The 15613-nt window shown below is 73.2% G+C and carries 8 protein-coding genes, 1 pseudogene and 2 CRISPR repeat arrays; of the genes and pseudogenes, 5 read left to right on the forward strand and 4 right to left on the reverse strand.

The features are described 5' to 3' along the window. Positions 1-25 precede the first annotated feature (25 nt). Positions 26-1274: direct repeats of the CRISPR family, unit length 28 nt; unit sequence GTCGGCCCCGCGCACGCGGGGATGGTCC. Positions 1275-1396: 122 nt separating this feature from the next. Then, a complete protein-coding gene (locus tag ABD879_RS28925; RefSeq protein ID WP_345024849.1) occupies positions 1397-3634 on the reverse strand; it encodes a relaxase/mobilization nuclease domain-containing protein in 2238 nt (745 codons plus the stop codon). Next, entirely contained in the window at positions 3631-3960 is a 330-nt protein-coding gene (locus ABD879_RS28930; RefSeq protein WP_345024851.1) for a hypothetical protein, read from the reverse strand. Before ABD879_RS28930 ends, ABD879_RS28925 begins: the two co-directional genes overlap by 4 nt. 380 nt (positions 3961-4340) lie before the next feature. On the opposite strand from ABD879_RS28930, the gene ABD879_RS28935 reads away from it, so the two are divergent. Then, positions 4341-4658, forward strand: a complete 318-nt coding sequence (locus ABD879_RS28935; RefSeq protein ID WP_345024852.1) for a hypothetical protein — start codon at positions 4341-4343, stop codon at positions 4656-4658. Positions 4659-5347: 689 nt separating this feature from the next. Beyond that, positions 5348-5925: a CRISPR direct-repeat array (repeat unit 29 nt; unit sequence CGTCGGCCCCGCGCACGCGGGGATGGTCC). 90 nt (positions 5926-6015) lie between these two features. Here ABD879_RS28935 and ABD879_RS28940 read toward each other — a convergent pair. After that, entirely contained in the window at positions 6016-6459 is a 444-nt protein-coding gene (locus ABD879_RS28940; protein WP_345024854.1) for a hypothetical protein, read from the reverse strand. Positions 6460-7159: 700 nt separating this feature from the next. On the opposite strand from ABD879_RS28940, the pseudogene ABD879_RS33060 reads away from it, so the two are divergent. Further along, positions 7160-7252, forward strand: a pseudogene (locus ABD879_RS33060) (IS200/IS605 family transposase); the annotation flags it as partial. Between the two features lie 81 nt (positions 7253-7333). Here ABD879_RS33060 and ABD879_RS28945 read toward each other — a convergent pair. Beyond that, the gene (locus ABD879_RS28945) at positions 7334-8554 is read right to left on the reverse strand and encodes a CHAT domain-containing protein (RefSeq protein WP_345024856.1); all 1221 of its coding nucleotides are present in this window, start codon (positions 8552-8554) and stop codon (positions 7334-7336) included. A gap of 1423 nt (positions 8555-9977) precedes the next feature. On the opposite strand from ABD879_RS28945, the gene ABD879_RS28950 reads away from it, so the two are divergent. The 3 genes from ABD879_RS28950 to ABD879_RS28960 form a co-directional block, all read left to right on the forward strand. After that, the gene (locus ABD879_RS28950; protein WP_345024857.1) at positions 9978-12446 is read left to right on the forward strand and encodes a CHAT domain-containing protein; all 2469 of its coding nucleotides are present in this window, start codon (positions 9978-9980) and stop codon (positions 12444-12446) included. Further along, complete coding sequence (locus ABD879_RS28955) at positions 12443-13717, forward strand: hypothetical protein (RefSeq protein ID WP_345024858.1); 1275 nt, start codon at positions 12443-12445, stop codon at positions 13715-13717. The genes ABD879_RS28950 and ABD879_RS28955 overlap by 4 nt, the downstream gene beginning before the upstream one ends. After that, on the forward strand, positions 13707-15613 hold a 1907-nt coding region (locus ABD879_RS28960; RefSeq protein ID WP_345024860.1), incomplete at its 3' end, for a caspase family protein. The genes ABD879_RS28955 and ABD879_RS28960, both read left to right, overlap by 11 nt.

A 15613-nucleotide genomic window follows, 5' to 3' on the forward strand; every position in this document is an offset into this window, starting at 1 on the left:
GCTATAGACTCGCAGGTCAGCAAGTGTCGGCCCCGCGCACGCGGGGATGGTCCGGCGCTGCTTGCCGACATGGGCTTCGACGGTTCGTCGGCCCCGCGCACGCGGGGATGGTCCTAGCGCGCCGCCGCCTGCTGTCCGATCCGGAAAGTCGGCCCCGCGCACGCGGGGATGGTCCGTTCCTCTGTCTCAGCCCCGCAGGCTTCACAGAGTCGGCCCCGCGCACGCGGGGATGGTCCGCAGGGACAGCGTGAGGAGGGTGGAGAACTTGCGTCGGCCCCGCGCACGCGGGGATGGTCCCCAAGGGAACGGGCCGCGCAGGCTCATGGTCGCGTCGGCCCCGCGCACGCGGGGATGGTCCTTCAAGATCATCCGCGAGCGGCTCGGCCTGACCGTCGGCCCCGCGCACGCGGGGATGGTCCCACGGTGACCGCCGAGGAGTGGGTCGGCATCGTGTCGGCCCCGCGCACGCGGGGATGGTCCCTCCCGGCTGAGGAGAAACCCACTGCGGAGGGTGTCGGCCCCGCGCACGCGGGGATGGTCCTAGACACCCGCACCCGCGCGCACCGCCCAGCCCGTCGGCCCCGCGCACGCGGGGATGGTCCCACGGTCCTGGGGTGGCTGATCCCGGTGGTCCGGTCGGCCCCGCGCACGCGGGGATGGTCCGCTCGTCCGGGGGCAGATCGTGGCCGTGCCCCGCGTCGGCCCCGCGCACGCGGGGATGGTCCCGGCGCGTGCTGGACCGGTACCGGCGCACCGCCGTCGGCCCCGCGCACGCGGGGATGGTCCCCGGGCCTCGCGGGCTTCTCGATGGACAGCTCAGTCGGCCCCGCGCACGCGGGGATGGTCCCAGTGCCCGGAGGGCGCCCACAGCCTGCCCGGAGTCGGCCCCGCGCACGCGGGGATGGTCCCAGGCGGGCGAGGTCGCGGGCGGTGTAGTAGTCGTCGGCCCCGCGCACGCGGGGATGGTCCGAGAACCCATGGGCGGACCCTGCGAGGGCCGAGGTCGGCCCCGCGCACGCGGGGATGGTCCTCACCACAGGGGAAGGGGCTACTGACCTGTTGCGTCGGCCCCGCGCACGCGGGGATGGTCCGGAGAAGGGGCTGGCGGTGGACGGGATCGTGGGGTCGGCCCCGCGCACGCGGGGATGGTCCTGCTTTTGGAAGCTGGTCGCGGTCTTCAGCGGCGTCGGCCCCGCGCACGCGGGGATGGTCCTGAGCCCGCCCGCCTTGATCTCGTTCGGGAACCGTCGGCCCCGCGCACGCGGGGATGGTCCCTCGACAGCGCCGGGTACGGCTGGGCCGTATGGGTCGACCCCGCACGCGGGGGGTTCGGGCTCTGCTGTTCACGTCAGAGCTACGGCCAAGGGACCGGACTGCCGCCCTGCAGACGGTGTGGTCAGCGGCCGCGTCGGCTGGGTCCTCGACTCGGGGAACGTGCGCTGCGCTGGTGTCTCTGAGCCGATGGCGGTGTCGGGGGTGGTGGTTTCGGACGCTGCTGTTGCGCACTTGTCAGGTACTGCCGCACGCCCCAGGCCAGTACGGCGGCCGCTGACTGAGGAACACCTGCTTGCGCCTGCTTCTGTCCCTCTTCTCCTTGTCCTGATTGCTCTTTCCTCTGCTGGCCCTCTTGATGTCCCTGCGCGGCTCGAGTGGCCTGGGACAGGACATGCTCCGCTGTGTACCCGGCCGCCTCAGCGTCCTGGAGCACACCGATCAGCACCGTCCACGCGGGGTCGTTGAGTACCGCATCCGCGTCCCGGCCCGCCACAGCGCGGACGGCCTGGGCGTAGCGGACCGCGGCCTGGATGAGACGCTCAGGTCTGGCAGCCGGGTCGTCGCTCCGCTCGTCTCGCTGCACAGCCGACTCGTTGGGTTTGTCATGTCGCTCAGGTGCATTTTCTGGCGGCTGGGCAGCAGTGCTGTGTCGCTCACCGGCAGTTGGCTGCCCCTGCTCCGCGCGTGGCTGGACGATCTGCTGATCTGCCGCCGTATCGGTGGTCGAGTCTGACGAGGCGGTGCGCGTCAGCCACCGTTGCACCCGCCACGTCAACACTGCCGCTACCGAGTCAGCGTCGCGCAGCGAACGTTCCGCTGCGACCTCGGCGAGGACGGTGGCGGCCGGGTGTCCGGCCTGTTCGGCCTGCCGGAGGACCGCTGCCAGTGCGGGCCAGGCCGGATCGTTCAGCACTTCCTCGGCGCGGCCGCCGAGCGCCGCGCGTACCGCGTCGCGCAACTGCGGTCGGTGCGCGGCCTCGGAGTCATAGGGCGCCGCGGGGGAGTCGTTGACGGTTTTCAGTCCGAGCGCGGTTCGCAGATGGGCGTTGGCGAGTTGGGCGGCCTCGGCCTGGAGGTTCCATCCCCGCGCCCGGTACCAGTGATAGGCGGCCACGGTCGCGGCGATGGCGGAGGCGATGAACACGAACACCGCAGCGGCGTCGCGGCCACTGGCCAGAGCCCGTCCCGCGGCGGTGAGTCCTTGGGCCGCGATGCGGAGGTCGGCTGCGGCCTGACGGGCGTGCCGCTCGAATTTCGGTGCCAGGCCGGCGCGTTCGAAGGCGCGCGCCGCCGCCTGCAGTTGCGGGCGGACGGTGGCCGGAGCGCGTTCAGCGGCGGCCGACAGCATGTCGGTCAACGCGGCCAAGATGGCGGCCCCGTCGGCGTCGTCGGCACCGGGCAGCACGCGCGCCGCCTGGTGGACCGCGGCGGCGGCCCGTTCCCACGCCTGCGCATGTTGTTCCGGTGAGGCTGCCGTCCCAGCATGTCCGGACGGTTTTCGTGCGGCGACGGCCTGGGCGTGCTCACGTATCCGGGCCCGGACGCGCGGCAGTGACAGATCGGGAGCCAGTTTGGCCCCCGAGTACCAGATCGGCTCGCCTGTGGCGTTGCGGTCGCCGGGCATCGCCACGGCGTATCCGACGATGTCTCCGGTCGAGTTGAGGTTCTGCCGGACGCGCAGGCCTTTGGCTTCCAGGAGGGCGAAGAACTCGCGTTCGCTGCGGGCCGCGATCGCCGCGTCCCGGACATGGCGTTGCAGTGCCTCACGTACTGGGACGTCCATACCGAGTCGTCTGGCCTTGCCGAGTTCCTTGCGGGATGGGGGACGTCGCGCGGTGCGGTCGGCCGGTGCGGTGGGACGCAGTCCGTACTCGCGTTCGATCCGCAATATTTCCGCCCGGACGCGCAGCGCGTCGTTGTGGTGGTCGAACGGCGCTCCGTCCACGCGGGCCAGGGTCGCCACGATGTGGATGTGGTCTTCGGCGTGCCGTACGGCGATCCACCGGCACGCTCCGATATCGCCGGGTTGGGCGATTCCTGCGGCGGCGACGATCCGGCGGGCGATGTCGGCCCATTGCCCATCGGACAGCAGCCGGTCGGTCGGTGCCGCCCGCACCGGGTAATGCCACACCGGATCGTTCACCCGGCGGCCCCGTTCGTGCTCCAGCACACGCACGGGCTGCTCCAGGAGGGCGGCCAGCCGCCGCAGTTCCGACTCACCGACACGGGCGGGGTCGTCCTCTTGGCCGCTCCAAGAGGCGACCAGGTGCGGATCGCGATGCTCTTCGTCGGCACCAGGCCCGTAGAGGTAGCGCAGTAGTCCGTCGGCCCTGTCGCCTCGGATCACCTTCCCGATCATCGGCCCTCCTGCCGTCGCAACAGCCCGGCGACGGTCTCGTCCAGGCGCCGCACCGTCTGCTCGACCTGCTCGAGCGTTGCCGCCAACTTCTCGGTTGCGTTGGAGGGCGAGGCCGCTGCGATCCGATCCAGGGTGGCGCCGATCTGCTGCAGCTGCTCGCGGGTGATGAGGAGGATCCGCAGCCGCTCTCGCTCGTCGGCGGGCAGCGGCGCGAGTTCACCGCGGGCCACCGCCACCGCTTTCTCGGCGACGTAGGCGGCCGGCGCCACACCCGCGCGGCTCGCCGCCGCGGTGACCGCAGCCATCTCCTGGTCGCTGAAACGCACCGGTCCGACACGGTGCGGCCGCTTCACGGCGTCGTGCCGTCGACGCCTTGAAATTGCCGACGTCACGTCCGGAAAATCACCTCCCGGCGCCCGCGACGTGTGCGACGCAGATCATGGCCTCGCACCGAAAGCGACCTCGACGGGAAGACAAGTCTGACTTTTCATATCTCTTGCTCCATCAAGATCAACCTACGTGCGATCGTGAAATAGATCTCTTGGTCGGCTGGTGGGCCGCACCGCCGACGAGCAATGGAGCGTCGCGGTGTGCCGCAGTAGGCGGGTTTCTTGCGGCCCCATCCACCAGCACGGCATGTCGCAGCCCCGAGGCGAGAACAAAGCCGACTTCCTTCACCAGCAAGATCATTCTATGGTCACCGTCTATGACCGCTGATTTGGAAGCAATCGAGGCAGCCGCGCTGGCCGTACTCGACGTCGAGGGCAAGATGAAGGCCGTCCGCGCCCTCACCGCACTCCATCAGCGCCGGCAGGAGTTGCTGAGCGAACTGCAGGAGGTCGAACGCCAGTACGGCGCCGAGCACGCCGCTGCGTTGCGCGTGGGATGGACGTCCGAGCAGCTGGGCAAGCTGGGATTCCCCGAACCGACCCGGCGGCCGCGAGGCCGCCCTCGCGGCAAGGCCCGCTCGGCATCCGTCAAGACCAGCGGGCCATCGGCCGAGGACGCATCTGCGACGACATAGTCGTCGGCGCCGCCTCCTTCCTCCCTCCTCACCGTCCCTTCCCTCTCCTTCGCCCCGCCTTCTCCTGGGAGGTGCTCGGGGTGCTGTCCGCCATTGCCGGGCGGCGCGGCGACTCCAGTGCGCAGGGCCGAGGAAGAAGGGGCATGCCGATCACAGGCGGACCAGGCTGGCCGGCTCTCGATGGTCTCGTGAGCCGGCCCAGCCTGCCGTCAGCTCGCCGACGAGTCGTCGAGCCCGGCCGCACCGACGACAAGCAGCCCTGGCTGCACTGCAAGGGGCAGAAGCCGCCCCGCCCATGTTCGTGGTCGAACCGCCGCAGAACTTGTCGGCGCGGCAGGCGAAGACGATGCCGGTCGCGTGGTCGTGCGGTGTGGTGGCGGTGGGATGCATCAGTTCCCTCATGCGAGCCGAACTGCTCGGACTCCCGGGTGGGGGCGGGTACGGACCCGCCCCCTGTCCGGATCACCGGACGGCCACCTGAATGCACGTCACCTCCCGGCAGATGCACGCGGTGCCCACCAGCCCCGTCCGCGAACCCGCGCCGTCAGGGAGCTGTACCTTTTGCAGCTCAGCGACGGTCTTCAAGGCCCACAGCGGAAGCACGCGGTGAGGTCGCCACGCATGGTCCGTTCGCAAATCCAACTAAATGAAAACTCGGCTTCCCCGCTATAGACTCCCAGGTCAGCAAGTGTCGGCCCCGCGCACGCGGGGATGGTCCCGCGACCGCTGGACAGGGGGCCGGTAACCCCCCGTCGGCCCCGCGCACGCGGGGATGGTCCCGCCCGGCAGTCGGCCTCCTGCCGCTCGACGGCGTCGGCCCCGCGCACGCGGGGATGGTCCCCGCCGGTGGGCACGGGACTTGAGCACGTCGTCGTCGGCCCCGCGCACGCGGGGATGGTCCTCTGAGCGCCCGCTGAATCGCCGGGCCGCCGACGTCGGCCCCGCGCACGCGGGGATGGTCCCTGTTGCGCCAGCGTGAACGGCGCCGAGCCGTCGTCGGCCCCGCGCACGCGGGGATGGTCCCCGCCGGAGTCCCGCAGCGCCCGCCGCGCGGTCGTCGGCCCCGCGCACGCGGGGATGGTCCCGAGCCGTTGTTCTCCGCCGTCACCACCGTGGAGTCGGCCCCGCGCACGCGGGGATGGTCCCAGGCGATATGCCCTGCGCGTACGCCTGCCCCCATCGGCCCCGCGCACGCGGGGATGGTCCGCTGCGGCTGCGAGACGGGAGCGATACCGACCCGTCGGCCCCACGTACGCAGGGATGCTCCGGACAGGCTGGGCTGCTCCTTTCCGCAGTGACTTTGGAGCAATGCGGGGGTTGGCGCCTCGGGGGCGGTGCCCCCGAGGCGCCCAGCGGGTCAGCCGGTGACTCCGTTCAGCACCTCGACCTCGGCCTGGCGCGCCGCGTCGGCTGTCTTATCCTTGGCGGCCGCCTTGGGCTTGGGTGCCTTCTTGATCTCGGCGATGATGAACCGCTCGCGGCCCTGCTTCCACCGGCCGCGCTCACCGGTCTGGGGGTCGAACGCGGATGGGTCGTACCAGATCCGCCCGGGGCGGATGTCGTCGCAGACCACCTCGACGCGGTCGCCCATCTTGAACTCGCGGGCGATGCGGCCGGCCAGGCTCGTGTCCAGGGTGGTCACCCGGATGGTCCGCTCGGCGGAGTAGACGTCGCCGTCCCGGTTGACCTTGCGCAGGATGACCAGGATCTGCAGCTCGCAGCGCACGCCCCAGTCGTAGGACTTCAGCTCGGGGTCACGGGCGAGACGGCCGGCGATGTTGACGGTGAAGCGGTTGTCCATGAGTCCTCCTCTGGCTCCTGCCGGGAGGGGCGGCCGCCTCGGTCGGCGGCCTGGGGGCTTGCGGTTCTCCCCGTCCCGACGGGGCCGGCTCCCCGCGCTGAGGGGTGGACGTCAACCGGGAGACAAGGGATTTTCAAGATGTTTTCCACGGGAAAAGATCTTGAAAATCCCGCGGGCGGACGGTTGAGGGCCAGACCGCAGTGCGGGAGCGTCGCCTCCGGCGGGACGGGGAGGCCGCGAGTTCCCAGGCCCCCTGGTCGAGGCGGCTCTTCCGGCAGGAGCCTGAGGAGGACGGAGCGCATGCTCTTCGCCGTCGACATCGACCGGCCGCCTCCCCGGCCCCGCAGGGAAGGAGCGGCCGACGACCGCTGCGCGCCGCAGTGAGGTACCGGGCAAGCTGGGCAACGGGAACCGGGCCCGGCGTCTGCGGCGCCGTGCATCCGGCCGCCGAGCCGTGCGCGGTGCATCCCCGCGAGGTCAGGATGGGCGACTTCGTCGAGGTGGTCTGCGACGGCGTTCGCGTCGGTTTCTGGCGCGGCCCGTCCGCGTTCGGCGTCCGCAGCGGTGGGCGCGGGCGGTGGAGGCAGGGGCGCGAACGGTTCATGTCCGCTGAGAGCAGGAAGGCGCCCGAGTCCTCGGCCGTCGAGGTGCCAGGACGGGACTGCCGGCGCAATGTGTCAGGGCGCGGTGGTGGAGCTCGCGCTTTGCGCTGAGGGTGGGTGTGCTCTGGTCGGGCTCCTACTTCGCTGGGAGCGTGGGCGGAGCGCTGATCAGCGTCCGGCGTCAGTACATCCCGCCTGGTCTGAGCCGGGCAGACGCCGGACCGCCCGGGGTGATCCGCTTTTCCTCGCCCCGCTACGCGGGAGGGTCCGCTTCACCCCGGGTCTGAAGGCCGGAGCACTGCGGACGAACGTGCGTAGCAGACGAAGGCGCCCCAGTCCAGTACCGGGTCACCAGCCGCGTGGCGCTCCAACTGGACGGTGCGCAGCGCGTCGGACGGGCCGTGGCCCTGGCCGAGCAGCTCGTAGAACCTCACCATCAGGTCGCGGGTCGGCTCATCCGGCACCTTCCACAGGCTCGCCACCACCGCTCGCGCACCTGCGCGCAGGAACGCCGCCCGCAGGCTCATGTGGCCGTCGGGTGCGATGACCTCGCCGATCCCGGTGTCGCAGGCGGACAGCACCACCAGCTCGGTCGTGGCGAGATCGAGGCCGACCACGTCGGCCACGGTGAGCAGGCCCGTCTCGGCCTCCGGGCCCGGGTCGCCGTGCTCCAGCCAGGTGTTGGCGCCGGCGAGCGCCAGACCGCTGCGCAGGTCGGGCTCGCGGGCGATGTTGCCGTAGCGGCCGGCGAGCTCGCTCTCCGTCCCGCGCAGCCGCTGATCGGTGCGGTGCAGTTCGCGGGGGTCGGCGTCGGCGAGCGTGTAGCCGTGGGTCGCCAGGTGCAGCACGCGCGGCGAGCGGACGCCGCGGAGCCGGGCCTTCAGCGCGTCCGCGCCGGTCAGCACGATCGCGTCCGGTCTCAGTCCGGCGGTGCCGACGGCTTCCCCGGCCGTGCCGTCGAGCGGCGGGGACAGGGCGTCCGGTCCTGCGGGTCCCGTCCTGCCCAGGTCGTAGTCGGGGGCGGCCAGGACGACGTCGGGTCCGGGTCCGGCGGCGTCGGTCCGGTCGGTGTCCGCCAATGCGTCGGCCCCCGTCACGTAGTCGACGGCGCAGGAGGCGAGCAGCGGCGCGGAACCGGCGGGGAGCACGCCGAGCGGTACGTGCAGCAGCGCCCCGTCCACGGCGATCCGCAGCCTTCGGCAGCCGTCCAGGTGGGGCAGCAGCGGCTCGACGACCAGCCGCGCCAGCGTGTCGGCGGCGTCCGCACCGGCCTGCACACGCGTCGGCGGGGTGATGTCCCGGAACGCCGCCGCCCTGCCCGGGCCCTCCATCGCCGCCCGCGCCAGCAGCGCGGCCTGATCGATGAGGGCCGCGTCCCCCAGCCCGACCACCGCGGGCGGCTTGGCACCCGGCGCGACGACGGTCGCGACGTACACGGCGCCCGCCCGGAGGATGTCGACGAACCGTTCGTCGTCGGTGAGGGTTCCGCGCACCGCGTCGAGCGTCCCGGACGCCAGCGGCCGCGCCGCCCGGCCGACCGCGGCCTCGCGGCGCAGCCGCGCCTCCAGTTCCGCGCGCCTGGCGCGCAGCTGCCGCAGACGCAGCGTGCCCGATGAAGCGTCTGCCGGACGCGTCGGCGCCGCGGTCGGTGCGGGCCGTCTGGTACCGCTCCTGGTGCCGTGTGGCGATCTCCGACAGCACGGCGCCCAGGTCGCGTTCGTCCGGGGGGGCGGGCCGGTGACAGCCGCCACGGCCGCGACACCAGGTCGGGGAGCCGGCGCCGCCACGCGGCCGCCTCCACCGCCTCGGCGGCGTCCGAGCCGAGCTCGGCCAGCTGCGCCAGGTGCCGGTCGGCGTACCGGAGCGGGTCCGCCAGGACGGCGAGGCGCCGCCGGTCGTCCAGGTCCGCGGCGGCGCCGGTCTCCAGCCAGGCCCCGGCGGCGCGCAGCGCCTCCCGCGACGCCTCCAGCGAGCGCGCCCCGGCCGTGGCCAGGCTGAGGGAGAACCATGTCGCCGCGACGCCCGGATCGGCGTCCCCGGACACGGCGCGCTGCACCGACAGCGCCTCCTCCCACAGCGGCACGGCCTCGTCCGGACGGCCCCGCCGGACGGCGATGCCGGCCAGCGCCGGCAGGTGCCGGGCGAGCGCGGGGTCGGGTCCGGACGCCAGGTTCCTGGCCACCTCGACGGCCTGCCGGTAGGCGTGGTCGGCGGTGTCGAGGTCGCCTGCGCCCGCCGCCAGCTCGCCCCATCCGGACCAGGCCGCCGCCGTCCACGGGCTCGCCGGCTGCCGCGCCCACACGTCCAGGGAGGCCCGGTACTGCGCCGCCGCTTCGTTGCGCAGCGTCTGGGCGGCATGCGACAGGGCCTGCGCGAGCACGCACGCGGCCGCCCCCACATCCGGGGGCGCCGGTCCGCGCAGGCTGCGCAGGACGGTGAGCCGCTCGCGCAGCGGCGCGACCGCCGCCACGGGGTCCCGGGGGCTCAGCAGGCCGGCGAAGGACGCCAGGGCGTCGGCGACGGGCTCGCTGCGCGGGCCGTGCGCCTTGCGCAGGATGCCGAGGGCCTCTTCGAAGAGGAGGACGAACCGGTAGGTGACGCGGCCGCCGGTCTCGACGACCTGGTCCGGGACGGTCTGCGCCTGCCGCACGAGCGCCCACGCCAGTTCCGGATCGTCGGCCGCCAGATGCCTGCGGCACCAGGCGACGGCGTCGGCGGCCAGGCGCGGCGCATCGGCACTGCCGTCCGCGACGGCGGCGTCGGCCCGGTTCCGCAACCGCGCGTAATGCTCGTCCGAAGGCACACGAGTGCCGTAGCCGTCCCGCCGCGGGCTCAATCGCAGCGGCCGCCACCGGACACATCCGGTAACGCCGGTCGGCGACCGGCGATTACCCCTCGACGGGGAAAGGGGAGTCGGTGTCCGCCGGCGACGACAGCGAGTCCGCCGAGCATCTGGCCTGGGCGACGGACTATGTGACGACGGTCGTCAACGCGGCGTGGAATCTGCCGGCGCGGATCGGCGACGGCATCGGCGAGCAGGTGCGCGACGCCGTGCTGGCGCTGGTGACCGAGCGCAGCCCGCGCGCCAAATACCGGATGATCAGCGATCGGCCGGAGCTGCTCGGCCACGAGGCGGAACGGTTCCTGGACCACTGCACCGACCTGGTCCGCTCGCGACTCGGGGCCGATCCGTCGCACATCGCGTTCTTCGAGTCCCACCGGGAAATGATCAAATTGGTGCGCGCCGGCGAGGTCGGCATCGACGGCCTGCCGGCGGAACCGCCCGGGGCCGCCGAGCGCACCAGGGCGGTCGCCGACTCCCTGCTGCCGCGCAGTGCGGCCCAACTCGACGATCTGGCGCGCACCCTGCGTGACCAGGGCCGGATCGAAGCGGCCCGGAAGACCTTCCACGACGCCGTCCGCAAGGCCCGCGAGGAGGGCGACGGGGCCGTCGAGGGCAGCGCGCACATCGGGCTGTTCACCCTCGTCATGCGTACGGCCTGGCCCGCGCCGGGCAGCCACGAAGCGATGCTGGAGCACGCGCGCCGCGCCGCGGACGCCTACCGGCGGGCGGGCGCCCCGGAGGGCGAGTGCGAGGCGGTCGTCGCGATGATCACTGTGCTCACCGACACCGCCGACCGGCCGGACCTGGACAAGGCGCTCGACCGCCTGGCGCGGCTCGATCGAGATCAAGCCCGCTGGTGGCGGGTCTACTCGGACGCGATGACCTCGGCCGACCCCGGCGAGCGGAAGGCGGGGCTGCGGTGGTGCGTCGAGTCGGCCGCGCTGCTCGGCGAGCAGGCCGACTTCTACGGGAGGGTGTGCGCGGAGAAGCTGGCGGTGTTCGAGGGCCGGCTGCCCGCGGACGCCGAGGAGGGGGGCGTCGTCGAAGCCGGGCTCGCGACGCTCGACGTGGCCGCCAACGGCCCCAGCGAGGCGGCCGCCGACCGGCTCGCCCGGGTGGTCGAGCAGGTGGAGGAGAAGCGCAGGTACGCGCGCTCGCCGGTCCTCCAGCGGGAGTTGTCGGACGTCTACCAGGGCGCTTACTGGGCGGCGATGCTGTGCGCCGAGAGCCTGGGCACCGCCGAACAGGCCGTCGACTACAACGAGCTCAACAGCAGCCGCGCCCTGCTGGCGCGAAGCGAGATGCACCGGATGTGGCGGCAGTGGCATCCGCGGACGTGGGAGGACGCGCGGCCCGAGGGGGTGCGGCGGCTCTTCGGGCGCTACCTGGCGTCCCCCACGGCGCACAACCGCCGGCTCCTCGCGCTGGCGTTCGAGCAGCAGCGCAAGAGGCGGGACCGCCAGGAGCAGGACCTGCTGGCGGCCACGCCGGGCCCGGCCACGGCGCCGCCGCCCGTGCCGGTGCGCTCGTTCCGCACCGTCCTCGCCGACGGCCAGCGGGCGGTCGTGTACGGCGCGACGGGCGCGATCTTCCTCATCGCCCGCGACGAGTGCCGCGTGATCGGCCGCTTCCCGGCCCGCGACGTCGACGAGGCCGTCTCGCGCGCGCTGGCGCACCTGTCGGATCCGGCCGACTCCTCGCCGGCCGGCCGGGACGCGGTCGCCTGGCTGGCCGAGCACGTCGTCCGGCCGGTCGCCGACCACGTTCCCCAAGGAAGCCGGCTGTTCCTCGTGCCGCACGGGCCGCTGTGGCAGGTGCCCCTCGGCGCGCTCGGCCCCGTCGGCCTGGCCGAGACCCGCGACGTCAGCTACGTCCCCAGCCTCACCCTGCTGGCACGCCAGCTGACGGCGCCGAGGCTGCAACGCGCCTTCGAGCGGTTCGTCGGCTTCGGAGATCCCGACGGCAGCCTGCCCCACGCCCGGGCGGAGATGGACCACGCCGCGAGCATGTTCGCCGACTCCTTCACCGTGTTCGGGGACGTGCTCCGCTACCACTCGGTGATGGCGAACCTCGCCGACGCGGACGTCGCCCATCTCGCCTGCCACGGCACCTTCTTCGCGGACCACCCCGACTTCTCCGCCCTGCACATCGCCGGTCCGCCGCACGACCCCGAGGTGCTGTGGCAGGGCGACCTGGCGCGGTACGAGCTGAACGCGCGGCTTGTCGTGCTGGCGGCCTGCCACGGAGGCACCGGCCGCGCGCTGTCCGGCGGCGAGTACGTCGGGTTCCCCGGCGCGTTCCTGGCCGCCGGGGCCCGCGGCGTGCTCGCACCGCTGTGGGCGGTGCCCGACGACTCCACCGCGACGCTCATGCGCCACTTCTACGACGCGCTCGGCCGGATGGCGCCGCCCGCGGCGGCACTCCGGGAGGCGCAGCACGCCCTGGCGGCCGCCCCCGCCACGGCCCACCCGTTCCACTGGGCGGGTTTCCAGCTCTTCGGCGCCGCGCCGGGCCACCGCCCGTTCGGTGATGCGCAATGACCCGCGACATCCAGCCGCCGCCGCAGCGGCCCGCCGCCCGTCCGCCCTGGGAACTGCAACTCGGCTACGACCTGGAGGCGGTGTACTGCGCCTACACCGAAGCGCCCCTCTTCCTCTCCGCGGGGTTCACGGACGACTACATCAGCCAGCTGCGGACCATGGGCGGATGGGCCGCCGAACGCCTGCGCGAACTGGACATCGACGCCTCGTCGATCGAGCTCTTGGAGTCCGCGCTGGAGGGCATTCCCAGCCGCGACGGCTTCCCCCGGCGTCCGGTCCACCATTGGGTGGAAGCGTGCCAGTCCATGGGACGGGCCCTGAGCGACCTGATGGACACGGTGGGCGCCGAGATCGGCGACGGCCGCCGCTACTACGACTACGGCGTCATGCTCAACCGGATCGAGCTGTGCGCGGGCATACTGCACGCGGCGCCGACCCGCCCCGCGGCCGTCGCCGAGGGATGGCCGGACCTGGTGCCGACATACCGCAAGGAGCTCATGCGCGTCACCGCAGTGCTCCAGCACTTCATCACCGACGACGGCCCGGACCGGCCGCGGGACCCCCAGCAGCGCGAACTCGACCGCGTGTTCGACGCGTTCGCCGCGTACCTGCAGTCCTGGAGGAGCGGCGGCGCCGAACCCGACGAGGACTTCTTCCGGCACCTGGAGGACGTCGCGCACAGCGCGGGCTTCGTCAGCGCCGTCGGACGGTTCGCGCAGATGATGCGGTGGTCCCGCGAACCGGCGGAACCGCTGCCCCCGCAGGACCGGTGGCCGCTGCCGACCCCGCACACGGATGAGGACCGCGAAAGGCTGCAGTCGCTCCACCTCGGGTACCGAACCACCGGGCTGAAGGGCGACCCCGAACAACACCTCCACACCATGCGGCAACTGCTGCATCTGTGCAGGCACGTCCTGGGGCCGGTGCATCCCGTCACCCTGAACGTCCAGATCGATTTCGCGAACGCGCACGCCCTCACCGGCAGGGTTTTGGCCGCGACCGTGCTGCTGTCCGACATCGCCCGCACGGCGATGCACTACTACGGCCCCCTGCAGGAGACGCGCTACCTCATCGTCGGCCACGTCTGCTCCTGCCTGCAGGTGCTCAACCCCGAACTGGCGCGGTCGCTGTACGAGGATCCGCTGCGGAGCCTTCTGGAGCGGGACGAGGAGGACCTCCCGCCGTCGCTGCACAACGTCCGCCGTACCATCCGCAGGGCGCTGGGCATGGACGCCGAGCCGTCCTCCGGAGGGAACGACGATGCCACCTGACGCGAAACGGCGGGCACTGGTGATCGCCAGCCCGACGGGGGCGCTGCGCGGGCCGCGGAACGACGCCGCCCTGGTCGCGCACCTGCTCCAGGAGCGGGGTTTCGAGGTGCGTTCCGTCGTCGGCCGGCACGCCACGCGCGCGGGGATCCTGGAGGGGTACGAAAGCCTCATCGAGGACACCCGCGCCGGGGACGCCGCCGTCGTCTACTTCTCCGGGCACGGCGGCGTACGGCGCGGCGCGCAGGCGGAATTCCGGTACGTGGTCCCGGTCGACATCGCCGACACGGCGGCGGACGACTTCCGCGGCGTGCTGGAGGAGGAGCTGTCCGTGCTGCAGTGGAGGCTGACGATGCGCACCCGCAACGTCACCACGCTGTGGGACTGCTGCTTCTCCGGGCGGATGTCGCGCGGCGCCCTGCCCGGGCGGATGACCGTGCGCGGCGTCGAGGAGGAATGGCCGCAGACGGCGCTGCTGCGCCGCCGGGCGGCCGCGGCCGCGGAGTTCGAGCGGCTGCGGCGGGCGCACCCCGAGGAGCCGTGGTTCGACGCCAATCCGCACGCGGTGCGCATGAGGGCGTGCAGCCCCAACGAGGAGGCCTACGAGGGGTACTCGTTCGAGTTCGGCGGGCATCTGGGCTTCTTCACCGCGGCCCTGGTGTCCTGTCTGCGCGCTGACCCGGGCGGCACCTGGCAGGCGGTGGGCGAGCAGGTCCGGCACCGGGTCGTGGCGCGCAGTGCCGCCCAACGTCCCGAAGCCGCGGGCCCCACCGGACGGGTCGTCTTCACCGAGGAGCTCAGACCCGCGCACCGGTCCCATCCCGTCCGCATCGACGCGCGCAGCGGCCTCGCCTGGCTGGACGGGGCCGCCCTGCACGGCTTCGAGGTCGGGGACGAGTTCCTGCTCGGCCTCCTCGGCCGCCCGTTCGACCCCGGCCGGGCGGCCCTGGCGGTCGTCACCGCCGTGCACGGCGACGCGGCCCGGCTGGCCGCCGCGAACGGAGGCCCCCTCGCCGACGGTTTGGAGGCCCATCCCCTGCGGAGCGCGCGCAGGGCCCACCGGGTGCGGGTGGAATGCGCAGACGCCGAACGGCGCGCGCGGTTCGTACGGCAGCTGGCCGGCATCCCCGACGTCCGGGTCGCCGAGGAGGAGCAGCCGGGCGGCGAGATCGCGACGATCACCCTGGAGGAGACGGGCTTTCTGCTCCGCGACGCCGCGAGGCTGCCGCTCTACCCCGCCCCCAGGACGGCGGACCCCGCGTCGATCGCGCGGCTGCGGGAGGACATCGCCCACCTGGGCAACGCGGTGCGGCTGCGCGAGCTGGTCCCGGGCGCGGACCGCCTCACCGTGCCCGTCTCCTTCACCGCGTCCCTCGTGGGCGGCACCGCGGACCTGTCCGTCGGCGCCCCGGTCGTGCATGGTGGCGACAGGATCCGGCTCCGGGTGCGCAACGGCGCCGACGGCGGGCGCCCCGTCTACGCCAACGTGCTCGACCTCGGCGTCGCCGGGCGGATCAGCGTCCTGAACGTCGCCGAACCCTCCGGAATCGAGCTGCTCCCGGGGCAGGAGCGCGCGATCGGCGCCGACCCCGGCGGTTACGAACCGGGCCTGCCCCTGACCTGGCCCGCCCTGCTGCCGGTGGACTCGCCGCGGTTCGAGACGCTCGTGGCCGTGTTCTCCGACCAGCCGCAGGATCTGCGCGGGCTGGCCCAGCCGGGCGTGAGCCACCGGAGCCGGCAGTCCCCGGTGGGGCGGGAACTGGCGTGGCTGCTGCGCCCGTACAGGCGCGACCTGGCGGGCCCGAGCCTCCCCGCGGTTCGGTACGCGTTCGTGCACGTGCCTTTCGTGCTGTGTCCCGGCGGCCTGAACTGCACCCACCGCGCAACACCCGGCGCCCG

The organism is Actinomadura keratinilytica (genome assembly GCF_039539665.1).
In the GTDB taxonomy this organism is placed as follows: domain Bacteria; phylum Actinomycetota; class Actinomycetes; order Streptosporangiales; family Streptosporangiaceae; genus Spirillospora; species Spirillospora keratinilytica.